This is a genomic window from Verrucomicrobiota bacterium (assembly GCA_027622555.1).
Lineage (GTDB): Bacteria > Verrucomicrobiota > Verrucomicrobiia > Opitutales > UBA2995 > UBA2995.
Window position 1 is genome coordinate 70278 of sequence record JAQBYJ010000008.1, and the last position, 25952, is coordinate 96229.

The window sequence follows — 25952 nt, forward strand, 5'->3', positions numbered from 1 at the left end:
TTGTATGTCAGATAACCAATCAAACTCTCCCCATAAATTTGGCAAATACCTCCGCTACGGCTTACAAGGCGTAATCCTGGGCATAATCGCTACAGCTATCATTCTATTTTTTACTACTGAGGAGGCAACCTGGGACTATATCGCTCAATTTAATTGGTGGTACGCTCCAGTCATTCTTTCAGCAATTGTAGTTGCCTGGTTTTGTAATGGTGGCCGTATCTGGATAAATTCACGTGCCCTTGGTCACCAGCTCCAATACCGTCAGGCCATTTCAGTATCCATGTCTACAGAGTTCGGCATAGCCGCCTCTCCCGCAGGGATGGGCGGAACAGCGCTTCGATTGTTTTTACTGAAAAAAGCGCATGTCCCGTTAACCACAAGCGCGTCCATGCTGGCGGCAGATGTAATGGTAGATCTTACCTTTTTCGGCCTGCTTACTCCCATCGCGATTTTTTTTATAGTCCAGGACAAAAACTGGACGGAGATGTTCTCCCAATTGCCTGGCTGGCAAATCGTCCTGGCAGGGGGTCTTGTCCTGGGCGGGATCATTTGTATGGCCCTCTTTTTTCAAACAGGGCTCTGGGCCAAAGTCATTCACAGTATGGCTAACGCATCGCCTCTCGGTCGTCGCCAAAGGTGGCCGGGAAAATTTCGTCATTTTCGTTGGGAATTGAAACGTAGCATGCGTCGCACCTGGCTAATCACACGATTCCTTTTCCGCAAACGACGTAGTGCCCTTCTCATTAATTTCTGTTTGGCGTCGATTCAATGGGTCTGCCGGTATGGGGCTCTTCCCTTGATTTTGTTGGCATTTGGAAGTTTAAAAAATCCTTTCCCACTCCTGTTCATCCAAGGCTTTTTGTTCCTGTTTGCTATGCTGGTATTTCTGCCAGGTGGTGGCGGAGGAGTAGAGGTTGCAACGGCGTTTATTCTCGGGCACTTCGTCCCGGTGCCCATGGTGGGCCTGGTCCTTATCCTTTGGCGCTTTAGCACCTACCACCTTTATTTACTAGGAGGCGGCGCTGTCTTTTTTTATGTCAGCGCCCACATGGATAAACTCTTTCCTCCCAGGATCCTGGAAACGATTGCACCAATCGGAGTGGAAACAGAAAGAAACAAGGCCTCCTAAATCCTGGCAACGGTGTAATGAGGATCGTCTTCGGCAACTTCGACTTCGATGAGTGATCCTGCCGTGTGAAGCAGCTGTTGGCATTCAGGACTCAAGTGACGTATGCGAACCCGTTTACCGGCGTTCTTATAACGCTCAGTCAAAGCATTGAGTGTTTCCAAGCTGGAGTAATCGCAGACGCGGGCATGCAGAAAGTCGATGATTACCTCGTCCGGATCATTTGCCGGAGACAAGCACTCCGTAAACTCACGAACCGAGCCGAAAAATAAAAGCCCCTGTAACCCATAGACTCTTGAACCGTCGGGGAGGTCCTGAGGATTCAACCGAACGTGTTTGGCGCTTTCCCAAGCAAAGACCAGGGCCGAAAGAATCACACCGGCGAATACCGCCAGCGCAAGATTGTGGAGAAATACGGTGATCAAGGTGACCGCAACTATAACGAAGATCTCCGAAACCGGCACACGGCCAAACGTTTGAAAGGTTGACCACTCGAACGTTCCAATAACCACCATGAACATAACGCCCACCAGTGCAGCGATCGGGATCTGGCCAATGACGGGCCCACCCACCATGATAAAAATGGCCAAGGCAAGTGCGGCAACTACGCCGGAGGTACGCCCCCGACCACCTGATTTAATATTAATCAAACTTTGCCCGATCATGGCGCAACCACCCATACCTCCGAAAAGGCCGGACAAAAAATTCGCTCCGCCTTGGGCAATACATTCCCGGTTTCCTGCTCCTCTGGTTTCGGTCAGGTCATCAATCAACTGAAGTGTCATCAAGGACTCAATGATCCCCACCATCGCAACGGTAAGTGCTGTCCCGCCTATTACTTTCAAGCTCTCCCAGTTCCAAACGATGTATCCGGTTGGAATAGTCGGCAGCGGAAACGCACCGCTAAGGATACTGCTACCCGTCCCTTCGAATAGAACGTCAGCAACTGTTTTGGATCCGGTCCAGAAATAGCTGATTAATCCCACCCCAACAATAGCAACCAAAGTGGATGGCACTGCCTTGGTCAGTTTTGGGAAAAACTGGATGATGAGCATGGTCAGGACGATTAAAGCACCAATAACCATCAACTGGGATGGGGCAATCCAGGACCCATCGGGCGTTTTAAATGAAGCAAATTGCGCCATCAAAATCACGATGGCCAGGCCATTGACAAAGCCCATCATAACCGGATGCGGCACCAGGCGGATGAATCGCCCTAATCTCAAAAGCCCGAAGATTATTTGGATCACTCCGGCTAGCATAATAACCGTAAACAGGTATTGCAGACCCAGGCCTTCACCTTGGGCATCTCCATACTGAACTGCTTTACCAACCACCACGGCAATAGCGCCGGTGGCGCCGGAAATCATACCTGGCCGACCTCCAAATGAGGCCGTAATGAAGCCCATGAACACAGCAGCCCATAGCCCTACGAGTGGGTCCACACCTGCTGCAAAAGAAAAGGCAATCGCCTCAGGCACAAGTGCGAGCGCAACGGTCAACCCGGAAAGGATATCGTCCTTCCAGTTGCCGCGAGATTTCGTAAAGAGATCAAACATTATTTCAGTAGCTTAGTCGTAAGGGTCCGTTTCTTGGGAATGAAACTATCCGACCCTTAAACACAAAAGGTCGGGGGTCATGACGACCCAAACAAGCTAAGGCAACCTATTTCCTAAGAGGAAATTCTCCCAACCCTTCGTGATGCAAAGGAACATCCACTTTCATTTGCATCCTCTCCCCGGGTAACGGCTCCCCCAACTATTTTGCTGAACGATTGTATCTCCGCACTTTGAAAAAGGACAACCACGATACCAACTCCCATCGGAAGCACTCAAATAATCAAAGCATTCGAAATCGCTCCCCGAGTAGAAAGTAACCCACTACAACTCCAAAGATGATTTTTAGAACAAAGAAAATATGAAATATGAACATCGACCCTTTTTTTCTTTTCTGAAATATGAACATCGACCCTTTTTTTCTTTTCCGGGGAATCATTTGAAATGGTCGAGTGAGTTGAATCGCCTATCTGTATATTCGGCAGTGAATACAATCCGGATGACTCCGACATTTAGTAGCTTCCATGAGCCACATAGGCTTTGAACGGCTTATTTTGGATCATTTTTGTTTGCTCTCATAAATTGAACAATAAATGAACAGCTATTTAAGCCTGTTATGGGTTATAATTGATTGAAGACTGTTATTGAACCATGAATGAACTGTATTAAACACGCTAGTTTTAGCTTAAAAATAATTCAAAACTGTTTAATTCAATCCAAGAATCATGAGAACGAAATCAAAAATCTTATTAATGATGGCAGTCCTGTTTACTGGGGCAGTCTCAAATGCAGCTGAGGTAATCAACTTATCCGCCAGAGCCAAAGTGGGTTCAGAAGAGGAAACTTTCATCATCGGATTTATCGTTAAGGGTGAAGCCGGAGAAAAAGTTCCAATATACATGAAGGGAACCGGCCCGACTGACAATGTAAGTAATCCCATTGCTGATCCGAATATCTCTCTATTTAAGCATATGACCGACGGTCCCAATGAAGTTATCATTGCCAATGACGATTGGAAAACTGGGGGGCAAATGTTTGCCATTAGTGCCACCCAAATTCCGCCCGCCAGTGATGCAGGCGCGGCTCTCATAGCAACCGTAGATCCCGGTGAGTATTCATTTCACCTTGCGGATGGTGTCGGAGCGGGAGGCATTGGAATGGCAGAGGTCTACGATATGACTTACAATAATATTCCAGGCAATCTGGTGAGTGCTGATGATTTCACTACCTTGCTGGCTGCAATTAGCGCGGCTCAACCAAGTACAGATATCGCTGGAATTCTCTCAGGCGAGGGACCTTTTACGCTGTTTGCTCCTACTGATGCGGCTTTCGCCAAGATCCCTGCCGAAACATTGAATGGGCTACTGGCTGACCCTGAACTGCTTGCCGACATTCTTCTTTACCACGCCGTAGTGGGTGCAGTACCCGCATCATCGGTCGGTAACGGTCAGGTTAAAATGGCAAATGGCGAAAAAGCGGTCGTTCAGGTGACTGACGCTGGAGGCGTAATTATCCAGGGGGCCAATATCATCGAAACTGATTTCATGGCCTCCAATGGCATTATTCATGTGATTGATTCAGTGATCCTGCCGCCATCCGGAAATGAAAATATCGTGGAAGCGATCACTGCCGCAGGTAACTTCAGTATTCTTCTCCAGGCTGCCGTCGATACAGGTGCGGCCGAAACTCTTATTGGAGATGGCCCCTTCACTCTCTTCGCCCCTTCCGACGAGGCATTTGCCGCATTGCCTGAAGGAGTTCTTGAGAGTCTGACAAATGAAGAGCTGTTAAATATACTGCTCTATCATGTAGTAACTTCAGAAGTTCCTTCATCAGCAGTATCCAACGCTAAGGTAACTGTGGCCAATGGCGCTGAGGCTATTATCCAGGTCACAGCAGATGGTGGTGTAATTATCCAGGGCGCCAATGTCACGCAAACCGACATCGATGGAACAAATGGGATAGTTCACTTCATCGACAAGGTCATTCTCCCGCCCTCACCTGATGGAACGATTGTTGACACTCTCAGTGGTGCTGGTAACTTTTCCACTTTGCTATCAGCCGCTGTTGCAACCGGTGCTGCGGATACACTGGTGACTGAGGGGCCATTTACCTTATTCGCGCCTACGGATGCTGCCTTTGCAGATCTTCCGGAAGGCACGCTGGAAAGTCTTACCAACGAAGCTCTCCTGGATATCCTCCTTTATCACGTCGTTGTCGGCACGCAGGTCAATGCAGCAGATGTAACCGCTGGAGATGTCACGATGGGCAATGGAGATATGGCGACTCTGGCCCTTGGTGACGGAGTAACCATCAATGAAAGTAATGTTATTTTAACCGACTTATTAGGAGCAAATGGAGTTGTTCACGTCATTGATAAAAGTATTGTTACCTCCGATGTAACATAAACTTATCAAGTTGACTAATAAAACAGGGGCGCATGGGGTGCGTCCCTGTTGTGTTGTATTACACCTTGATCTATGAAAATCTTACTAACTGGGGCTACAGGATATGTGGGGAAACGACTTCTCCCAGTTCTTGTGAAAAGTGGACATAAGGTCGTCTGCTGCGCAAGGGATGTAGGCAGGTTTCATCCTTCAGAATCGCTGGAGGAAAGTATATCGATTATAGAAATAGATCTCCTGGACCGACCATCCCTTGCAAAAATACCAAAAGATATAGACGCTGCTTACTACTTAGTCCACTCCATGTCTTCCTCATCCGATTACGAAGATATGGAACGTCGGTCGGCAATGAATTTTAGAGAGGCGGTAAGTAAAACCAATGCACGCCAGGTCATTTATCTTGGTGGAATTGCAAATGAAAAAACGTTATCCAAGCATTTGGGATCTCGAAAGCGTGTGGAGGACGAACTATCCCTGGGAGAGTATCATTTTACAGCGCTTCGAGCAGGTATTATTGTTGGGGCGGGCAGCGCATCGTTTGAAATCATAAGAGATCTTGTCGAAAAGCTACCTATCATGGTTGCGCCGAAATGGCTACGGACTCTATGCCAGCCCATAGCCATTGCGGACGTAGTAATAATTCTTGAAAAGACACTTGGTAATAAAAAAGCTTTTGATGATAACTTCGACATCGGAGGTGAGGATATTCTCTCGTATAGGGACATGTTGCTCCTTTTCGCGAAGGTGCGAGGATTGAAGAGACGAATCTTTATTCTGCCGGTAATGTCGCCCAGGCTTTCGTCCTATTGGTTATACTTTATTACTGCTATCTCCTATAAGCTAGCCAACGCACTCGTGGAAAGCATGAAGATGGAGGTATTGTGCAGAGATGATCGCATCAACCACCTTCTCAATATCCGGCCAATTGGCTATGAGGAAGCCCTGGTCAGCATTTTTGAGGAGGTGGAGCATTCGCAGATAATATCGAGCTGGAAAGATTCACTGGTAAGCGCAGATGGAAGTTATAAATTGTCAGATTTTATTCAGGTTCCGGGCCATGGTTGTTTTAGTGACCAACGCAGTAAGTCGGTTAAGGACAAAGCGGTTATCCTCAATAGGATTTGGAGTATTGGGGGAAAAGGCGGTTGGTATTATGCAAATTGGCTTTGGCGCATAAGGGGGTTTCTCGACAAAATTGCAGGAGGTGTAGGTCTAAGAAGAGGCCGTACTAATGAGCATGAAATTGCTGCAGGAGATGCCATAGATTTTTGGCGCGTACTCTACGCCAATAAGAATGAAGGTCGCTTGTTGTTGTTCGCAGAAATGAAGTTGCCGGGTGAAGCCTGGTTAGAATTCAAGTTAGAAGGCAGTAAACTTCGTCAAACAGCTACCTTTAGGCCAAGGGGATTATTGGGTAGATTATATTGGTTCTCTGTTTATCCTCTCCATGGTATATTATTTACAGGGATGTTGAACAAGCTAACCGAATAGAATGATAGCGTCATGGTACTCAGACTAGTCACTTTCCTGCTTATCAATTTTGCGGCCTTGGGCATTGGAAGTCTTTTGATGGACAATGGACCTGCTTCTGATTGGTACTTTCAGTTGAACAAAGCGCCTTGGACTCCCCCGGGGTGGTTGTTTGGTTTAGCGTGGACTCTGATCGTGATTTGTTTCGCTTTTTACATGTCCTATGCTTGGGAGGTCCTGAGTGACAAGATCTCTCTGATGGTGTTATTCGCAGTTCAATGGTTCCTGAACACATCCTGGAATCTTGTATTCTTTCGTTATCACCAAAGTTTTCTCGGCCTGGTTATTATAGCCCTTCTCGGTATTTTGGTAGCCTGCTTATTATTTGCTTACCTCTCCCGATTAAAAGTGAAGACCCTATTTATCTTGCCCTATTTTCTGTGGCTGTTGGTTGCCACTTCTCTTAACCTTTACATAGTTGTAAGGAATTAAAAGGATGCTTGCTGTTCACTGGTTCAGGAGGGATTTGCGCCTCGAAGATAACAGGTCGCTCCAAAGTGCATTAAGCGGCGATTTATCCGTGCTTCCGATCTTTATTTTCGACCAAAATATTCTCACAGATCTGCCAATAGACGACGCTCGACTGTCGTTCATCTATAAGGAATTAACACAAATCCAACAGCATCTCAAGAAGTGCGGAAGCGGAATACTTGCCATTCGAGGTGATCCACATGCCGTTTGGTCGTCGCTGCTTACTCGATTCGAGATCAGGGCGGTTCACTGGAATAAGGATTATGAGCCTTATGCTCGTGACAGGGACAAGGCGATTCGTAAATTGCTCGAAGCAAATGGAGTGGAAGTGAATGAGTATAAGGACCAGGTGATTTTTGAAGAAGGTGAAATCGTAAAGAAGGACGGTAAGCCCTATACCGTGTTTACACCCTATAAGAAAAAGTGGCTGGCAAAGCTAGAAGCGCAAAATGTGACGGCATGCGCCAACGAAACCAAGCATGGGTTTTTCCAACACCAGGCAAAATTTCCCACACTAAAAGAAATTGGATTTCTAAAGTCCAACTTGCCAACACCGAAATATGATATCAGTCGGATAGAAATGTATGGAGCAGAGCGGAATCTTCCGGCTGCAAATAGCACTTCTCGTTTGGGTCCACACCTCCGGTTCGGAACTGTAAGCATTCGTCAAGTCCTTGGCGACATCTACCCCCGATCGGAGCTGTTTCTATCGGAACTTATCTGGAGGGAGTTCTTCATGCAAATACTGTTCCATTTCCCTGGAGTGGTAAGCAGGAATTTTCGAAGTAAATACGACGGCATCCGTTGGAGAAACAATGAAACGGAGTTTGAAGCCTGGTGCCGTGGCGAAACGGGTTATCCGCTCGTGGACGCGGGTATGCGCCAATTAAACCAAACAGGTTTTATGCATAACCGGGTCAGAATGGTGGTCGCCAGCTTTCTCTGCAAGCACCTCCTTATAGACTGGTGTTGGGGAGAGGCATACTTTGCGGAAAAATTATTGGACTACGAACTTTCCTCGAACAATGGCAATTGGCAATGGGCGGCTGGAACCGGTTGTGATGCCGCTCCTTATTTTCGAGTTTTTAACCCTGCGACCCAACAAGAAAAGTTTGATCCTCAATATGAATACATAAAACGATGGTTGCTTGAGTATGGAACTGATGAATACTCTGAACCGATGGTAGATCATAAGTTTGCCAGAGAACGCGCGATTGCTACCTACAAGAAGGGAATTGATGGCTTCATCCCTTGCGATTAAAGTTTTACCAGCAATACTTAGCGGCCTTCCGTTCAAAGCAAAGTCCGCAGGTATTTAATAGGCATTGCCCTAGCGAACTATCAGACTCGCGATTTTTCCTGCAGGAGTGCGCTTACTTAATTCAAGGCAACGAGAATGAATCGTTATTGAATGCACTGTTGGGCCATATATATAGTATATAGGATTATTGAACAGTATATGAATCGCTTATTGGCGCACTAACTATTCAATGTGGTTGTTCTGAATTATTTTGTAGCTCTTATGTAAGTTATGTTATCAAGCAACTGTGATAGCATCCCACTAAACTAACCTAAAAGATTCACCAAACAGCTAATTCTTTAATCAATAAATAAAATGAAAATGAAAATGAAATCCAAACTAACTCTCGGAGTTCTAATTGCAGTACTATCCTGTGCCTCTTTATCAGGAAATATGATATCTTTGAAATCTGATAGGGTCATGGAACTCTCCGTGTTTAATGTATATGCACCAGACTCAAAAGAAACGAAAAACAATTCTTTTCTGATGAATTCGAATTGGAAGTTCCAGAAATCACTGGATTTTAACTCAGAGCCTGATTTTATCACAGTCGTTGGTCCTGGTGAGGAGAGCCATAGTATTCCAACTCCCAGTATAAAAACCACCCTGGTCAATACAAGTATTGAAAACAGCTAACTTCCTCAATTGAGTCCAGGCGTGCAGGGGGAGGTTAAGCCCTGCACGCTTTTCCATGTAAAACTATTTAGAACATTGCATAATAAAATACTCGGTTAGGCCAAAGTGAATCAGTACGGAACAATTACTAATAGTTCAATTATTCTTCACTTATTAAATGACATCCAATCATGAACCACAACACGCGAAGAACCGAGATTGTAGTAATTGGAGCGGGTATGTCCGGTCTCGCTGCAGCAACTGAACTTAAACGATCCGGGATGCAGGTTCTTGTTCTTGATAAAGCACGCGGCGTGGGAGGGCGACTGGCCAATCGACGAATTGATGGTGCCGTTTTTGACCATGGAGCTCAATTTGTGACAGCTCGCGATGATCGTTTCGTCGCGCTTTTGGCGGACTGGCACAAGCAAGGTATCGTTAAAGAATGGTATCGAAACAATCTAAACGATGGTGGCGGTCATCCACGTTTTTGTGGGAGTCCCACCATGTCGGCCATCGGCAAAGAACTGGCCCGGAACCTGGATCTTCTATTGCAGGGTTCTGTCACAGCCATTCAGCTTGACGGTGATAAATGGTCAGTACACTTACGGGAAGGAGAGCGCATCCAGGCCAAAGCCGTGGTAATGACTCCTCCCGTCCCTCAGTCGCTGGCTATTTTGGATGCCGGAAACGTTGCAATCTCTGGGACGACCAGAAGTCGTCTGGAAAAAATTAAGTATGAAAAGTGCTTTGCTATAATGGCTATTCTGGACGGGCCTTCGCTTATCCCCGCCCCAGGATCTTTAAAACCTGAGACAGGACCAATAGCATGGATAGCGGATAACCAGACCAAGGGCATCTCGGAGTTAACTGCCGTGACCATCCACGCCACAGGCGAATACAGTGAGGCAAACTGGGAGGGCGACCGGGATAAGGTTGCCCAGGAACTCTTATTTGCTTCACAGCAATGGCTCGGTGCATCTGTAGTCAAATATCAGGTACATGGATGGCGGTATAGCAAACCGGTTACCACGGACGAAGATCGTTGTTCAGTCATCAACCAACATCCGCCCCTGATTATTGCCGGTGATGCCTTTGGCGGTCCTCGTGTGGAAGGCGCGGCGCTCTCGGGATGGGCTGCGGCCGAAACACTATTACAGCTATGTCTAAGGGAACAAAAATCAGGATAACTGCTAACTATTTTAACTAAACTAACCCATCAGAATCATGTTACGATATCTAATTCCACTCATACTCATTATACAGTCACCTTTTATTATGGCCTACGAAAAAGCCTTCGAACCTACCGAGCCGGGCATCACCGAGCTTAAAGAACTTCCCTCTGGACGTCTGCTTGAGGCCAGAGGAGACGGTTCCTATTTTGACAGTTCGAACAGTCTCTTTAGACCACTCTTTCAATATATACAAAAAAACGATATCGCCATGACCACTCCCGTTGAGGCGCGAATGGATCCGGGCGCCATGTATTTCTGGGTGTCCTCCGCGCAGGAGGAAAAGGCGTCGAGTGACGCTGCCAATGTTCGGGTGATAGATGTGCCCAAGCGCACAGTAGTGGCTCATGGGTCCCGCGGTTCTTACTCACAAAACAATTTCGAAAAAGCCAAAGTCATTCTATTGGAGTGGGTGGATAGCCAAGAGGAGATGGAAGCCGTTGGTGAACCATTTGCCGTATATTGGGATGGTCCTTTTACGCCATGGTTTTTAAAAACCTTTGAAGTCCAGGTGGAGGTCCGGCCTAAGAATAGTGAGGCAGCTTCCTCTTAACCGCATTAAGGGTGGCGGCAATGAAAGAATCCTTTTACCAGGCCTTCCTCGGCTCTCTGGTAGCTGATGCGGCAGCCATGCCGGTCCACTGGTATTACAACGTCCAGTCTCTTGACTGCGACTATCCTGAACTGGCTGTATATACAGCTCCGAAAAATCCTCATCCTGACAGCATTCTCTGGCGATCTTCCTACAAACCGCGCAACAGCAAAGCGGATATCCTGCACGACCAAGCAAGCTATTGGGGAAAACGAGGAGTTCATTACCATCAGTTCCTGGAAGCCGGAGAAAACACTTTAAATTACCGTCTGGCTGTAGAGCTCTATAACAGTATTCTTCAAAACCGTAGTTACCATCCGACTCGCTGGCTGCAAACCTACGTAGAACTCATGAGGAGACCTGGCTGGCACAAGGACACTTATGTGGAGGAATACCATCGGGCGTTTTTCGACCGTCTGGCTTCGGGCATTACTCCCGAGAAATGCGGAATTGATGATCTTCACATTGGAGCACTTGCCACAGTGCCCGCGCTCCTTGCCGGTTTGAGCCAAGTAGAAGCACTCGATTACGATCGCTGGATACAAACCGTTTTACAGCATGTGGCCCTGACGCACCGAAACGCTCACGCCTTGAAAGCGGCCGAAGCATTGGCGCTGATACTTATGGATCTGGCACATGACGAAGAACTGGATTCAGTATTGAAAAAAAGAGTCAGTCCATTGAACTCCCCCGAACAATTTAAAGGATGGTCTGATTTTGAGGATCGAACCATTGTTGGCCGTCACCTGACTCCTGCCTGTTATTTACCTGATTCCTTTTCGGCCTCTCTTTTTCTTGCCTGGAAATATAGAGATGATTTCAAGGCTGGCATACTTGCTAACGCACGATGCGGAGGTGACAATTGTCACCGCGGTGCGGTAGTCGGTTCGATACTTGGCAGCATAAATAACATTCCTAAAGACTGGCTAAAGGATCTGAAGTCAATCGGACGAGTAACGAAACAGGAAAAGCCCTCCTCCGTCTAAATCCTAACTCATTAATGATTAAGTGTTCACTTTTTCCCAGTCCGGATGCATCCAGCCTTTAATCAAACGGATCATCGCCCATGGCCCCTGCCTGAAGGAAGTTGGTTGCTATCCCAGCGATGGCTGAACCTGGCTTTCATACATTGGGAAATCGACCCAGCTCAGTTGAGATCTAAAATTCCCGCTCAGCTGGAGATCGATCTATTCGAAGGTAAGGCATGGATCGGAATTGTGCCATTCGATATGAAAGGGGTTACTTTCCGTGGTCTTCCACCGGTGTCTGCATTCAGTGACTTCCCGGAAATCAATGTCAGGACTTATGTCGAATGTGAAGGGAAAAAGGGGGTTTGGTTTTTTAGCCTTGATGTGCCCAAACAATTTGCGGTCTGGACCGCGCGTACGTTTTTTCATCTGCCTTATCGCCGAGCGAAAGTGGAAGTAATTGAACAGGGTCAATCGGTTTACTACTCCCATCATATGAAACATTGTGCATTCGAAGCCACTTACAAGCCTACCCAAACCCATCAGTGGGATAAAAACTCTTTCGAAACATGGGCTACAGAACGCTACTGCCTTTACTGTCAGAGTAAACGAGGGCAACTGTATCGCACGGAAGTACACCATCCCCAATGGCCACTTGAAAAAGCAGAAATCTCATTTCAAAAAAACACCTTGCTCGACGATTTCGAGATTGGCAACCAGCATCCTTCAGTCCTCTTTTCCAGGAGCATTGATGTCATTGCCTATCCACCAACAGCTTTGTGACTTGAAGTTCTGGACGCCTTACCGAGGTTCATCCCACCGCTGGGGCACTTGAACAAAGTCCGTTAGATTGAAATTTCTATCTTTGAGTTCCTGAACCAGCTCGGCGTAGCGAGTCTCTGATATTTCCGGAGAGCGAGACATGAGCCACGCCATCTTCAGGTTCGGATGACCGACCAGTGTCTCGGAGTAGTCGGAATCCACATACAAGACAAGATAAGGAGCAGAAATCACGGTGAAAAACCTCATTTTCCACTCTGCATTCGTTTCTGAATCCACTACTTTACCTACGGGATGATAGGTTTTTATCGGACCATCAAAACCTCCTTTTCGAAACCGGTAAGTGGTCAGAATTCGGCTGTTATCATCAAGTTCATAGCTTTCCGTGGCATTATAGGCATTCCTATCAAGCATGGTGGGCGTGTAACCGTGGACATACCAGGTTCCCATAAAACGGTTGATGTCTACGTTGGCCGCCATCTCGGGCAGGTTTTCGTAAGTCTTACATCCTGTCAGGATCGCGGTGATACTCATAGCTAAGGTAATTATAATAGTTTTTAGCTTATTCATGTTTTTAAAGTGTTGGTTGATTCCCGAGCGTGTGGATTTGACCGGTAGATAAACCAGGCACCCAGTCCGAAGGAAAGAGCCACACCAGGACCAAAGGCCCAGGCGATTCCTCGCTGAACGGCTACGGGTTGCTCAATCGAGCCTTCCACAAATCCGATCCAGGACAGTAGTAAGCCAGTGGCCACCAGACCCAAAGCGCGGGAGATTTTGGTAGCCATTTTCCAAAGCCCATAGTACGCACCCGATAAGGGTACGCGGTGAGAGTTTTCATCCTCTTCCACTATGTCAGAAAAGAGGGATTCCAGAAGAGCTACACAAGCAACCAGACTACCTCCCATTGCGGCCACGGCCAATACTGGCCAAAGTTGTCCAGGAGCGAAAAGCGGGTAAGCAACTGCCGTTACCAAAGTCAGCAACAATATACCCCATAAGCAGAGTAATCGCTTTTCGTACAGTCGGGATAATTTTAACCAAACCGGAACAGAGGCCATAATAACAAGGGTTAACACCAGAAGCAACGTGCCTATCTGCTGCTCGGAAAATCCGAGACGAACCTTGTAATACAATAATGCGAGACTGGAATTGAATGCACGGCCAAGTGCGATAAATACAAACCCAGTTGTCACCAAAATAAAAGCGCGAGACTTGAAGGCCAAGGCTAGATGTTGCAACGAAAACCGATTGGTTTCCACCTCCAACTCCGCACTCCGTACGGTTCCCAAGGGCTTCAGGACTGCAAATCCAGTGATCACCGAAAGCATGGTGGCGGTAGCTCCTATTACGAGGCCGGCCATCCGCCGGTTATCCATAAGCAGAGACTGAGATACTTCCAGTTCTTCCTGGAGGAGGGTGGAGGCGATGGCCAGGGGAGCAGACAATCCGAGAAGCAGTCCCAAAGCGCCACACATTAAGCGCCAGCTGAAAAGATCCGCTCGCTCCTCTTTGGATCCAGAAAGATCATTGACCATGGCGAGGTGTGGGACACCGACCAGTGTCAGCGATGTATTGAGAAGCAAATACATACCCAACAGATAAAGAAAAAGCGACCATTGGCCGGTGGAAGCAGGCGGGTTAAATAGACAAGCAAAGGCAATTCCCATGAGGACGGTTCCTGCAAAAAAATAGGGCAGCCGCTTTCCCGCAGCGGTTTTCGCTTTCGTCTGGTCCGAAATTACACCCATGAGTGGATCGCTCACCGCGTCCCAGGCTACAGCAAGGGCCAGAGCCAGTCCCGCAAAAAGCGGATTCAATCCCGCCACCACATACAATTCGAGCAAATAGATCTGCAGCATGAGTTCCACGGCGCTGAGACCGATCTCCGCCAGTCCGAAGCCTGATTTAGTTCGCCAGGTCATTGGCCTACCTCTCTCCGAAAAGGTACAGAAGACTATCAGGCGGAGGTATAAATTTAGCTTGATTCAGAGAATCCTGAATGGTCAGAAACTTTAACAAAAGCAGAGCAGCGTTTTGAATCATAGTTACGATTGCCTGAGCAATTCCCGGCTAAGCTTTCGCGATTTAGGATGATCCCCCAACCAGATTGAGAAGTAAATTTGTGCAAAACGTTCCCCTGGGATGGTCACTTCTTCTTGTCCATTGAAAAGAAGCGAAGTGCCTCGAGAGGGTTGATGGACAAGGGTATACTCATCACCTTTTTTTACATCGAGGTAAGCGGAGTTTATTTTTCTAAGATGCTCTTCAATTTCATCTAGCTCTTCCTTGGAATAAAGATCGCCAAGGACCTCATCTGCACTGCCGATTAGGTGTTCCTTTTTAAAATTTCGATCATAGCGCAAACGGAGAGCCAAAGGAATAGTATCAGGATAGTCATCTACTTCATAACCTTCCCCTACGTAGAGACACGCAGTAAGTAGTTTGATAAATCCTAAAGCCTTAACGGAGGTGGAGCTCACCTTTACATAATTCGATTCATCGTAGACCAATGTATTTGGAGATATCGGCTCTGCCGCCACCTGAGTTAATGTAACAATACTGAGTCCCAAAATGAGATATTGGATTCTTTTTATCATAATTCTAGACGGCTTTTGGCTTGAGTTGAATGACGCTTATTTTATCGAGTAACCAGATTAAGGGATAGAGCATGTCATACTCGAACCAGCGCGTGGCAAAGTTGGCCCGGTTCGGGTATTGGTGGTGATTGTTCTGAAAGGTCTCTCCCATGAACAACATATCCCAGGGGAAGGAGTTCTTGGAGTTATCCCCTGTATTGTGGTTGGTGTAGCCATATTTGTGTCCACACCAGTTAACAAATGCCCCATGAAAAGGACCAATGACTATTTGTATCGGCAGTAACAGATAAAACCACGCAGAGGGAGCAAATGCGACATAGACGGATGTGTAGGCAGCAACAAAAAGCAGGCGCACAAACATGCTGTTGCCCAAACGATCGATGAAATCCCACTCAGGCATACCGGCTATGAAAGAATCGGGAGCCCGGCGAACACCACGTTGGTATTCCATGTAGATCGTTTTTGTCTGCCACATCATGGAGAAGACATCTCTGAAGAAGAGCGGCGAGTGCGGATCCTCCTCGGTATCGCTGTGCATGTGATGGGCCAGGTGCAGTTGCGCGTACGATTTAGGGTGGAGAAAGGACGCACCTTGCGAAAGAAAGGTGAGCAGGTAGAAAAAGCGTTCCCAGAATAAGTTCATTTTAAACATTTTGTGGGAGACGTATCTGTGCAGAAAAAAGCTCTGGCAGAATGCACTCAGATACCAGTGTATGAAAAAAAATGAAAGAAGTACTGTCATTGAATTGAAAACGGTCGGGTCAGGTTTGAACTTGTTTTCTGAATACGTAGTGTGACACGCCCCATTCGCTGCCTTTCTTATAGCCGAACAATTCCGAACAGGCCAGGAAGAACAAGCGCCAGCGCCACATCCATGTTTTTGAGTTATTCTTTCCGTAACACTCGTCGAAAATCTGACGAATATGGTCTTCATTTTGGTCGAATTTTTCCAACCAGGCATCAAGGGTCTTTTGGTAATGTTCACCACTAATGCGCCATGAGTCGGTCACCCGCAGGTGCCTGTCAAACTGAGTGAGGAGTTTATGCGATGGCATGACGCCTCCCGTAAAAAAGTATTGTGCCATCCACTCGGATTGGTCTTCGGCATTGTAGGTGTATGCGTAGTCCTTGTGTGTGAAAATATGGACAAACATGAGACCATCCTTTTCCAGCCAGGAGGAAATTCGTTCAAGCAGGTGATCGTAGTTGCGCATGTGCTCGAACATTTCCACCGAGACGATGCGATCGAAGGTGCCTTCCGGTTCGAAGTTGTTCATGTCGGCGGTGTGGACACGGAGGTTGGTGATGCCTGCCTCCTCCATTCTGCCGCGGATAAAATCTCCCTGAGGTTTTGAGTTGGATACACAGACAAACTGAGACTCCGGAAAGCGTTTCGCGGCCCAGAGAGAAAAAGATCCCCAGCCACAACCCAGATCGAGAATTCTCTGGTTGTTGGACAATTGGGCCCGCTGAGCCAACAGCTCCAGTGCGTCTCTTTCTGACTGGTCGAGAGAATCACACTTTGGGGTCCAAATTGCGCTGCTGTATTTAAGGTGGCTTCCTAGAACAGTTTTAAAAAATTCGGGAGGAAGCTCGTAGTGCTGCTCGTTGGCTTTGTCGGTATCCTCAGCAATTGGCTTTGCTGAAAGAAGCTTCACGATAGACTCCTGTTTTTGTTGAGCAGAGGCGGATTCGTAGCTTAGCTTGCCAGCAAGCCGTTTTCGGATGCCAAACCGGATAAGCCAGTAAGGAAGGAGGCCATTTTCGGCCCATTTAATTGGATTAATCATCTTAGCGAATATGTGTTGTTCGTTTCTTGGGAAACCACGGGAAAAATGAACTGGTTTCCTTTTGGTATCGGCGATAATCGTCGCCGCGTGAAATGAGAGATTGTTTTTCGGTGGGTGGTATGCCGGTGACTTTTACGAGGATGTAGAACATGGCTGCCGGACTGATCCACCCGAGCCATCCAAATGGATGTCCGACTGCGAAAAAGGGCAGCGAGCACCAGAACATCCATTCGAAAAAATAGTTTGGATGCCGTGAATATCGCCACAGGCCACGACGGCAGGTTTTACCATTATTGGTCGGATCCTGCCTGAATTGTTTGAGCTGCCAGTCGGAGAGTCCTTCGCCAGCGACCGCAAGCCCTGCGATCAGAATTCCGATCAGGTCCCATGCGTTGAGGAAGTGAGCTGAGTTTGCTATTGCCAGCAATATGGCAATACTGAGAACCACATTGGCAGCGCCTTGAAACTGGAAAAACCAGAACATTTTTAGTGAAGCCTGATCTCCCCAAGATTTAATGATTTCAAGGTAGCGTTTGTCGTCTTTTTCTTTAGAGACCCGGATCAGCAGGTGGGTGCCAAGGCGCAAGGACCAGAGGGTAACGATGATTGCAGTAAGCCATTTTCTATTGGAATCACCGGTGCTCAACAAAATGGTGTATAAGACAGCGAGTAAACCTATACTGTAAGCCCAAACCACATCCACAATGGCTGCTTTGCCGATATACTCGGAAAGGCACCAGGTGGCAATCATCAGAATGATGAGCGCCAGCCAACCGATAAGTAATGTAGATATTAAATCCATCAGGAAGCGGCTTGAACCTGTAGCTTTTGTGATTCTTGTTGAGCAAAAAAGTTCTCGAACTTGTAGGAAGTAATATCCGGTTTACCGAAAACGAGTTGTACTACATTGACATGTCTCTCCAAAAATCCTGCCTCGCAGTAGGAAAGATAAAAATTCCATCTTCGGATAAACGAATCGCATAAATTTTCTAGTGTGGATGCAGTGAGATTGTTATTAAATTGTTCCCGCCAACAGGCCAGTGTCTTGGCGTAGTGCAAGCCAAACGACTCCATATGGTAGAGATCCCAACCTACATTTTCTTTAGCGATCGAATCCGTGATACTGTCTATGGAAGGCAGGTGTCCGCCTGTGAAAATATACTTTCTGATCCAATCCACTTTATGGGTGTAGGCGTCGTAAAGTGAATTGGGGCAAGTGATTACTTGGTAGGCCGCCAGCCCATCGGGTGAGAGCAATTTGTTACACTGACTGAAGTAGTTGCCCAGATAACGATGCCCAACGGCCTCGAGCATTTCGATGGACACTATACGATCATAGATACCTGTCAGAGTTCGGTAGTCCTGGAACCTTATATCGATGTGGTTTTCAAGTTCGAGAGCTCTCACTCGCTCAAGCGCTAATTGGTATTGTTCTTTTGAAATGGTAGTGGTTGTGATCTTGCAGCCATATTCCCGTGCAGCGTGAATAGCGAAACCTCCCCAACCGGTACCAATTTCCAGCAAATGGTGGTGGCTCTGCAGATTTATCTTCCTGCAGATGCGATCATATTTTTCTCTTTGCGCATCTGATAAATCCTGATCTTTGTGAGTAAAAAATGCTGAAGAATAAGTCATACTCGAATCCAGAAAGCTTTGGTAAAAGAAGTTACCCAGATCATAGTGAAAACTGATGTTCTCGCGGCTTTGATCAATCGAGTTCCTGTTTCGGAAATGCCTCACACGCTCGAAAAAAAGCAACGCTGACTGGGCCAGTTTTGAAAATACAGGATGGGCGGCACTTTTGAAGAATGTCTGGTTGATCAAGAGCCAACGAATCAACCCAGCTAGATCTTCGGTATCCCATTTCTTGTGTTCATAGCTTTCACCCAGGCCGATATCATTCTTAAGGACAAGGTCCTGAAACAGACTTTCGTCATAGACATGCCATTGGGCGATATTGCCTGAGTTTGGTGAGCCAAAAACTCGGGTCTCTCCGCGGGGAAGCTTCATTTCGAGGCACCCGGTTTGAGCTTTATCGAATGTTTTAAATATGAGGTTTTTGTAGAATTCTTTCATGTCGGTATAGAAATAAGTCGAATCAGTGCTTCAGGTAGGGTCTAACGCCAGTTTGCAACTCCGGATGATTGGCCTTGGCTCGCACTGGGATTTTTTTGAGATATAACTTCAAAGCCTCCCAATGGATGCTCAGAACTATACCTAAAGTAATGAATGGAAAGAAGAGGGTGTATTTTAATAGATTAAGATTGCTCAGCTCTTTCTTCTTTCCTGCAAGGGAACTGAAAAAATAGGTCCCTTCGGAGTCGGACTCGTTGATGGATATTGAGAGGTTTTGATCCGGAGTTCTTACATTAAAATGCAACCGTGTATCCAGATCACTGAACGGAGAAATGTAGAAGTGTTTGTTCTGAGAATCCTTGTATGCCCCGACCTCCAGTTTATCGCTTTTTAGCAGATACAATTTTTGTTCATTGAAGGTGTTGGCAACCTCTGAAATGAGGCACAAAGGATTGTTTTCCTCATCTGCCACAAAATAAAATGACACCGGGTTGAAGGTATGGCCCCAGGTGCGCAAGTGCGTAAGCAGGGAAATGCGACCGACGGGTCCGGTGATGCCATTGGCACGAAGGAAAATCTCAACATTTTCTCGCGGGGTAGTACCCCCCTGCGTAAAATAATCCGAGTCGCGGTAGCTGTAAATATTGGATCGATTATGGCTGAGAAAGAGTAATTTTCCCGGTAGCGATTCCAGTTCATCCAAATCCACCATAAACATAAATACACGATAGGAAAAACTGTGTTTTTTAGGCCGCTTCCGCGAATGCCCTACCTTACAGCTATACAAACAGGAGTTCATGCTTGGTGTCCTTGATTTTTATGGAGTTTACGGCGTCAATCGCTGAGGAAAGAGCGTCTTCGTGGAACCCGTTTTTAAAGTAGCTGCCAGCGAAATGGATATTACCTTCCCGGTTTAATTTAAACAGGTCATGTTGTGCCTGAATCGCAGCAACATCGAAGACCGGATGCGTGTATTCGGATTCCCAATGAAGGAGTGAAGGATTTATTGCGCCTTTGTAATCGACACTCACGAAATAGTTCCGATTGTTTGAGATTTTCTGCAGATTGTTCATCCAATAATGAGTGGACGAACAATCGCCGGAATCGGATTTACGTGCCGTACGGAAATTCCAGGATGCCCAGGCCTTTTTGCTTTTTGGCATGACCGTCTCGTCGCTATGGAGGGCAACCTTGTTTCTTGTGTAGCTGAAGGCGGAGAGTAGACGTTGTTGCAGCGGCGAAGGCTTTTCCAGAATGCGAAGTGCCTGGTCAGCATGAGTTGCAATCAAAACGTAATCGTATTCTTCTGTTTCTCCTGACGCGTCAGTGACTGATACTTTATGATTTGAAAGGGCAGTAATTTTTACCGCCGATCTATTTAGGTGTACTTGCCCAGGGATGGCCTCGAGGATTTTATGCTTATATTGATCACTTCCACCGACAACCGTGCGCCACATCAATTGAATGCCTATGCCCAATAGTCGGTGGTTATTCAGGAACCGAAGAAGAGACAGAGCCGGGTAATCGAGCATTTTCCCTGGCGGCGTGGACCAGATCGCGGCGGTCATCGGCAGGAGGTAATCCTGTGCCAGAGATTCATCGAGTGAGTATAGATCGAGGAATTGACCCAGGGTAACGCTCATGTCAGCCGACGTGCTCAAGAAGTCCTTGGCAGAGCTGAAAAACGCTTTGATTTGATTTAATAAACGCCAGTGCGCTGGATCGAAGAGTCTTTTTGTTTGAGCAAAATAAGAGTTAAACCCCGTGCATGAATATTCCAGATCTCTAGCCAAATTCTGAACACTGAAGGACATGGATGTCTCCACCGTTTCCACCTTCAGTTCGCGGAAGAGTTTCACGAGGTTGGGATAGGTGTACTCGTTATAAACCATGAAGCCCGTGTCTACCGGAACTCGACCGGATGATTCATTAATGTAAACCGTATTGGTGTGGCCTCCCGCGTAATCGGATTTTTCATACAGCGTAAGGTCAAACCGGTCCCTGAGGTACCAGGCACTTCCCATCCCGGCGATGCCGGATCCAATAATGGCCACACGTTTATTCATACGTTATACAACGGTCTCCCGTGGAGGAATAGGCAGGCCATCGGCCTCAAAAAGATACATGAGAGCTTCTTCAACACGTCGACGTGCAACAGAAACTTCGTAGCCGAGGTGTTTATGCAATCGTTCGTCAGCGGGTGAATCGACTTCACAATTGTGGCAGTAATCTTCAAACATCATTAAACTGGAAACTAACGCCGCCATGTGGTTGGGGCATTCGCATTTAAGCTTAGGAGAAGAATTAGCTAGAGCTATTAGCTGGCTCTTTGAAAAGAGACGCTCGGCATCTTTTTTGTGTTCGGGATTTTGAAGAATAATATCCTTTGGAACCCGTTTTTCACCCGCCGCCTTGAATAGGTACTGCTCCAGCTGTTCATTGGGAATGGGAAGCCGAATGAGGAAAAACCCTTCATTGCCTAGCCTTCTCAATTGTTCGCGAGATAGGAAATCGTAAAACAGAACGATCGGTATATCTGGCCATTTTCCAGAAACCATTTCCACAATACGATTAAGTCCATCAATAGAAGGGGGTGCTTCCATTGCAACCAGGTCAGGTCGATCAGAATCATTGATATCTTCGATTGAGTTGAGATCTAAGAGCATTTTGCTAACCCGCGATGACATGCGATCAAGACGCATGAAGGTTCTTTTTTCGATTGCGTACAGTTTCAGGATTTTGGCTGGATTGAATATATCTGCTGCCAAATTCGGATGGTCGTAATCGGTAATGCGAACGCGAAGCTCTTGAATGCTAAGGTTGGAAATCGCACTGATTGAGTCCCCTTCTGCTGTGAGTTTGCTAAGGAGAATCAGCCGCTCCAGTTGCTGTTTGCTATATTGACGCCTGCCAGTTGCTGATCGGCGTTCGGCTTGTAGGAACCCACGCCTTTCCCAGGTGCGAATTGTGTGAGGCGAAATCCCTGAAATTTTTGCTACTGCGCCAACTTCGTAATAAACATTTTCGGGCTTGGATGGATCTTGAATCATTTTTCTGTTTGTTTAGGGTTTTATAACTTATATGTAATGATTATGAATCAATTAATGCGAGAATAATGCATTATAAATGATTCATAAATGGTTCAATGTAATGATTGTGGTTTAATTTCCGCATTAAATCAGGGCATCCTGTTATAGAAGAAATGCTTCACCCAAAATACTCTAACCTGCGGTGATTATCCCAAAAATCCTGGAGAAGTAGCGGTGTTTTGAACTGATTCAGAATCAATTATGAAACAAACCTTGTCGGTTGATTCTTTGAGTTGTTGTTAGGATTTAGCTGCTATGCCCAAGCGATGGTGCACCCTGGATTGAGATATCAGCACAAAGCTCGCTTGAACGTTTCGGTATGAATGCCGACCAGAATCCGTCGTCTGATCCAAGCCAGACTGATGGTCCTTTGATATTGCTTTGATCTGTCAATGGCAGGCTTACTTAGGGCCCGTCACAAAATAACTTTTAAGAAAACAGCATGTTTTGCGGGTTGATTGTGTAGTTCCACTCGCCGTGGAAATCGTTTCGACTGATGTCGATCATGCGCAATTGGGCGTCACTGACTTTGATGCCTTTGGGGTATGGATTCAGATCAATATCCGCGTTTACTTTCAGTCCCGTTTTCGTGGTCGTCGAGGAGATGAGATTAAGGATGGTCTCAAAACTGGTAAGCGGTTTGCCTTTCCAATTCATACTGATGAAGCTGAAAAGCCGGTGTTCGATCTTGTTCCATTTGCTCGTGCCGGGAGGGAAATGGGACACCACAATGGGGATTTGAATTTCATTACAAAACCCTTGGAGTTGGGTTTTCCACAGACGTGACCGGCTGGCGTTGCTCCCACCTCCATCAGCGGTAATCATCAACCGGGTGGCGTCGGGATAATTAACCCGGCCCATTTCATTCCACCACCGGCGAATGGATTCCACCGCAAAAGCCGCGGTGTCCTTGTCGATACCGACATTCACCCAACCCTCGTTTCTCGCGATGTCGTAGACGCCGTAGGGTGTGGCGCGCCCTTCGGCCTGGCTTAGAAAATCGTAAACGTTAACCTCCCGGGGATTGCCCTTGGGACGCCACTGCCGCCCGGCATTCTTGAAGTTGCCGACCAGTTCTTTCTTCTTGGCGTCCACGGAGATGACCGGGTTGCCTCTCCCGAGGTTGTCCTCAGCCAGGAGGTTGATAAACTCGAATTGCTCGTTTCGATCGGGGTGCTGCTTTCCTTCGGATGTCTTGCGATTGGCTTGAAGGCTGTAGCCCATTTCGCGCAAAAGTTCACTCACCATGCGATGACTGACTTTGAGACCTTGGGCGCTTAACTCAACAGCGAGTGTCCGTAAGCTTTTGCATGTCCAGCGCAGAGGAGACTCCGGATCACCCCGGGTGACTGGTTCAACCAAAGCTTCCAGGGCAGTTCTTATTTCCGGATTGGTATCCGCGGTTTTCTTACGTCCGCCGCCGGAGTTGCGAGTCCTCCCGGCGCTGTTTTTCAACGCCTCGGGATCGCCCAGTTCTTCGATTCCGCGTTTAATGGTGTTAACCGAAATTCCGGTGGCTCGATTGACCTCCATCACGCCGTTCGGACCTGCGGACAGGGCTTCGGCAGCAGCCCACAATCGCCGACTCTTTTCATCAAAGGTGACATTTAAACTCTCAAATCGGGCGGTGATTGATGTCTCTAAAGAAGCCATAAAAAACTCTAGCAAACAGACTCAGGATATCAAGTTGTTTTGTGACGGTTCCTAAGCGTGGTGTAGTCCAGGTCCTGAGGCGTAAATAACAGGCCAGATATCTCGTCTTCCCGAATGTTTATTGAACCAGCAGTCTCGCCGTTCTTTAGAACTCCCATCCCTAACTTCCAAAGCGGTCGGTCGGCAGCAATCGAGGTAGACACACCAAAACCAGGATTCTCACTAGCGGTGAGTGGCAAGTAAGTGTCTGAAGAGCCCCCTTGCGTTACATCCGCGACCTTTGGCCGAAGAATTAAATCTAAGGTTTCCGCATCCGAAATATATGCTGCATAACCAATAGGAACGGTTACTGACAAATCATATGTATCTGGCGAATATAACCCTGAAACAACGAGGCGATACTTTTTGTAAGGCTCAATTTGTTGGGACCGAGGTGTAGTCTCAACGGTATATCCAGCTTGGTTCCAAGAATCCGTAGATTCACCGTAAAACGTAAAATACATTCTATCATAATCAGTTGAGAAGAATTTCGCTTCTATTGTAATATTCTCTGTTGCAAGCTCTATTGCTGATACATCTTGAGTAGACGCGAGAGCGATCGCAGATAGAGCAACGAAGATTGAGAAAATAGATTTGTGTTTCATTGTACGTGCCTACGATTTCACCGTTTCTGTTGGTCGCTCTTTGCTTTCGCCAGGCTATTGGCTTCATCAATTCGAACCTGCACATTCGCCTGCCGAATTGCTTCAAAGTTGGCGTTTCGCGCTAACTGAAGATCGTCAGGGTTTAATTCCGATGCAACACGAAGCGCCTCGGCGTAGGACGGAGTCGTCCCTTCGGTTTCTCTCAACACTTTGGCTGCCGTTTCCCACGCTCTGGCCAGGTCAAGTTTGGCATATCCCTCAATTGGTGTTGCCCGTTTTCTCAATTCCTCCAAAGAAGATTTTATAGATTCCTTATTTCCGAAGTCCTTGTTTCGAACTTGTTCGAGGTGTGATTCAAAAGTGTCGGCAAGTTGTCCGTGGCTTAACTGCGATTTTGAGTTGTCGATACCTTTTTCCTGACCGTTGAGGAGGGAAAAGGACATAGCTATCGCTAGAGTGGTTAGGTTTATCCATTTCATAATTGAGCCTGCTTTTGAGGTTTAAGTTCTATGAGGCTAAAGGCGCAAGCGCCAGTTGTTTCTATACTGAAATGTTTGGTTCTCAGTCAATGAAAACTTACTGGTTTCGCCTTGAGACAGAGGTGTCAGAATATTTCCACCTTAGGGCGAACTCCTCATTTTCCGTACTTAGGAGAAATCCTTAACGCAGCCATTAAGTTGTTGCGTATATATACTTTAAGAAGGATGGCCTAGAGGAAGGTATTTGTAATAGGAGGTATTTTAACGACATCCAAAAACACTCAAAAAGATTTTCTATACCATCAAAATAGTGGAATCTCAGCTTATTGATTAGTGTTTTCACTTTCAATAACCTGGTTCGTATCTTTCAAGACCGAAGTTTCCTTGGAATATTGATTCTTAAATAAAAAGGTAAGCTCTGAAAAAATCCCTCCTTATCAGGAAGATCATAAAGCTTGAGGGGCAAACTGGCTTAGGGTTTAACCTCAAGCTGTGAATAAAGAGGAGCGTGTTCAGAAGTTCTTACATCGGGTTCAGTTTGGGGATTTTTCTCCTTCGTATCTGGAGGATTTAATCCAAATGGCCCGTGACGAGGATCTGCAGGGTAAGGGCTTGAGGGTCCAACCCGATATGGGGGGACGTCACTTCTCCTGTACTAAATAGAGAGGGAGTCGGTAGAATTGAAAATTTTGGCTCTATTTTACAAGCGGCTTCACCCAAGCGGCAAGGTCCTTGGACATCGTTTCGCAACAGCGCCCTAACACAGAGCATGCGCCTTTGTAGCCTCCGAATGCTCCACCCATCGAGGAACGAACAAAGACTTTCGAAGTCTCTTCAACTCCGTCATTGAATAGTGTCGCCTTCATGCTTACTGACTTGCTATGGCCCGTGAAAGCGTTACCAGCGGAAATCGCGCTAGTCAATTCCAGCTTGAGAAACTGGCCAGTCTCGGGTGCAGGACAAATTTTTTCCTTAGATGCCTCATGCGGCGTTTTTCTGGTCCCAGTAGGAATCGAAGCGGTTACTGTGCAGGGCGGTGCGGATGG

General features: G+C 46.8%; 25 protein-coding genes. 10 read left to right on the forward strand and 15 right to left on the reverse strand.

The window, feature by feature from the left end; genetic code table 11:
- Positions 1 to 4 precede the first annotated feature (4 nt).
- Entirely contained in the window at positions 5 to 1129 is a 1125-nt protein-coding gene (locus O3C43_03880; GenBank protein ID MDA1065621.1) for a lysylphosphatidylglycerol synthase transmembrane domain-containing protein, read from the forward strand.
- Here the strand turns inward: O3C43_03880 and O3C43_03885 are convergent.
- Positions 1126 to 2685, reverse strand: coding sequence for a SulP family inorganic anion transporter (locus tag O3C43_03885; GenBank protein MDA1065622.1), 1560 nt, complete (start codon positions 2683 to 2685; stop codon positions 1126 to 1128). The two genes, O3C43_03880 and O3C43_03885, sit on opposite strands and share 4 nt — an antisense overlap.
- Positions 2686 to 3407: 722 nt before the next feature.
- Between O3C43_03885 and O3C43_03890 the strand changes: the two genes are divergently transcribed.
- From O3C43_03890 to O3C43_03930, 9 genes are all read left to right on the forward strand, one after another.
- The gene (locus O3C43_03890; protein ID MDA1065623.1) at positions 3408 to 5090 is read left to right on the forward strand and encodes a fasciclin domain-containing protein; all 1683 of its coding nucleotides are present in this window, start codon (positions 3408 to 3410) and stop codon (positions 5088 to 5090) included.
- A 72-nt stretch (positions 5091 to 5162) separates the two neighbouring features.
- Positions 5163 to 6578: an SDR family oxidoreductase gene (locus O3C43_03895; GenBank protein ID MDA1065624.1), complete on the forward strand. Its 1416-nt coding sequence runs from the start codon at positions 5163 to 5165 to the stop codon at positions 6576 to 6578.
- Positions 6579 to 6590: 12 nt separating this feature from the next.
- Entirely contained in the window at positions 6591 to 7049 is a 459-nt protein-coding gene (locus O3C43_03900) for a tryptophan-rich sensory protein (protein ID MDA1065625.1), read from the forward strand.
- A gap of 4 nt (positions 7050 to 7053) precedes the next feature.
- The gene (locus O3C43_03905; GenBank protein MDA1065626.1) at positions 7054 to 8349 is read left to right on the forward strand and encodes a deoxyribodipyrimidine photo-lyase; all 1296 of its coding nucleotides are present in this window, start codon (positions 7054 to 7056) and stop codon (positions 8347 to 8349) included.
- Between the two features lie 366 nt (positions 8350 to 8715).
- Positions 8716 to 9024, forward strand: a complete 309-nt coding sequence (locus O3C43_03910) for a hypothetical protein (GenBank protein MDA1065627.1) — start codon at positions 8716 to 8718, stop codon at positions 9022 to 9024.
- 170 nt (positions 9025 to 9194) lie between these two features.
- Entirely contained in the window at positions 9195 to 10193 is a 999-nt protein-coding gene (locus O3C43_03915; GenBank protein MDA1065628.1) for an FAD-dependent oxidoreductase, read from the forward strand.
- Between the two features lie 37 nt (positions 10194 to 10230).
- The gene (locus O3C43_03920; protein MDA1065629.1) at positions 10231 to 10788 is read left to right on the forward strand and encodes a heme-binding protein; all 558 of its coding nucleotides are present in this window, start codon (positions 10231 to 10233) and stop codon (positions 10786 to 10788) included.
- A 20-nt stretch (positions 10789 to 10808) separates the two neighbouring features.
- Positions 10809 to 11813: an ADP-ribosylglycohydrolase family protein gene (locus O3C43_03925; protein MDA1065630.1), complete on the forward strand. Its 1005-nt coding sequence runs from the start codon at positions 10809 to 10811 to the stop codon at positions 11811 to 11813.
- 45 nt (positions 11814 to 11858) lie between these two features.
- Positions 11859 to 12578, forward strand: a complete 720-nt coding sequence (locus tag O3C43_03930) for a DUF2071 domain-containing protein (protein MDA1065631.1) — start codon at positions 11859 to 11861, stop codon at positions 12576 to 12578.
- An 18-nt stretch (positions 12579 to 12596) separates the two neighbouring features.
- On the opposite strand, the gene O3C43_03935 is transcribed toward O3C43_03930, so the two are convergent.
- The 14 genes from O3C43_03935 to O3C43_04000 all read right to left on the reverse strand — a co-directional run.
- Complete coding sequence (locus O3C43_03935; GenBank protein MDA1065632.1) at positions 12597 to 13145, reverse strand: lipocalin family protein; 549 nt, start codon at positions 13143 to 13145, stop codon at positions 12597 to 12599.
- Positions 13142 to 14500 carry an MFS transporter gene (locus tag O3C43_03940; GenBank protein MDA1065633.1) on the reverse strand — a complete coding sequence of 453 codons (1359 nt, stop codon included), beginning with the start codon at positions 14498 to 14500 and terminating at the stop codon, positions 13142 to 13144. The genes O3C43_03935 and O3C43_03940 overlap by 4 nt, the downstream gene beginning before the upstream one ends.
- A gap of 123 nt (positions 14501 to 14623) precedes the next feature.
- Positions 14624 to 15175: a chalcone isomerase family protein gene (locus O3C43_03945; GenBank protein ID MDA1065634.1), complete on the reverse strand. Its 552-nt coding sequence runs from the start codon at positions 15173 to 15175 to the stop codon at positions 14624 to 14626.
- 4 nt (positions 15176 to 15179) lie between these two features.
- On the reverse strand, positions 15180 to 15917 hold the full coding sequence (locus tag O3C43_03950) for a fatty acid desaturase (protein MDA1065635.1): 738 nt from the start codon (positions 15915 to 15917) through the stop codon (positions 15180 to 15182).
- Positions 15918 to 15936: 19 nt separating this feature from the next.
- Positions 15937 to 16965 carry a cyclopropane-fatty-acyl-phospholipid synthase gene (locus O3C43_03955; GenBank protein MDA1065636.1) on the reverse strand — a complete coding sequence of 343 codons (1029 nt, stop codon included), beginning with the start codon at positions 16963 to 16965 and terminating at the stop codon, positions 15937 to 15939.
- Position 16966: 1 nt separating this feature from the next.
- Positions 16967 to 17767: a DUF1295 domain-containing protein gene (locus tag O3C43_03960; protein ID MDA1065637.1), complete on the reverse strand. Its 801-nt coding sequence runs from the start codon at positions 17765 to 17767 to the stop codon at positions 16967 to 16969.
- Complete coding sequence (locus O3C43_03965; protein MDA1065638.1) at positions 17767 to 19041, reverse strand: cyclopropane-fatty-acyl-phospholipid synthase; 1275 nt, start codon at positions 19039 to 19041, stop codon at positions 17767 to 17769. Before O3C43_03965 ends, O3C43_03960 begins: the two co-directional genes overlap by 1 nt.
- Positions 19042 to 19063: 22 nt before the next feature.
- Entirely contained in the window at positions 19064 to 19840 is a 777-nt protein-coding gene (locus O3C43_03970) for a DUF1365 domain-containing protein (protein ID MDA1065639.1), read from the reverse strand.
- Entirely contained in the window at positions 19821 to 21107 is a 1287-nt protein-coding gene (locus O3C43_03975) for an FAD-dependent oxidoreductase (GenBank protein MDA1065640.1), read from the reverse strand. Before O3C43_03975 ends, O3C43_03970 begins: the two co-directional genes overlap by 20 nt.
- Before the next feature lie 3 nt (positions 21108 to 21110).
- The gene (locus tag O3C43_03980; GenBank protein ID MDA1065641.1) at positions 21111 to 22091 is read right to left on the reverse strand and encodes a MerR family transcriptional regulator; all 981 of its coding nucleotides are present in this window, start codon (positions 22089 to 22091) and stop codon (positions 21111 to 21113) included.
- Positions 22092 to 22559: 468 nt separating this feature from the next.
- Positions 22560 to 23783, reverse strand: coding sequence for an ISAzo13 family transposase (locus O3C43_03985; protein MDA1065642.1), 1224 nt, complete (start codon positions 23781 to 23783; stop codon positions 22560 to 22562).
- Positions 23784 to 23812: 29 nt separating this feature from the next.
- Positions 23813 to 24427, reverse strand: a complete 615-nt coding sequence (locus tag O3C43_03990; GenBank protein MDA1065643.1) for a hypothetical protein — start codon at positions 24425 to 24427, stop codon at positions 23813 to 23815.
- Positions 24428 to 24444: 17 nt separating this feature from the next.
- Positions 24445 to 24870 (reverse strand): hypothetical protein, encoded by a 426-nt coding sequence (locus O3C43_03995; protein MDA1065644.1) that lies wholly within the window; start codon positions 24868 to 24870, stop codon positions 24445 to 24447.
- Positions 24871 to 25601: 731 nt separating this feature from the next.
- Positions 25602 to 25952: hypothetical protein (locus O3C43_04000; GenBank protein MDA1065645.1), on the reverse strand; the 351-nt coding region annotated here is incomplete at its 5' end.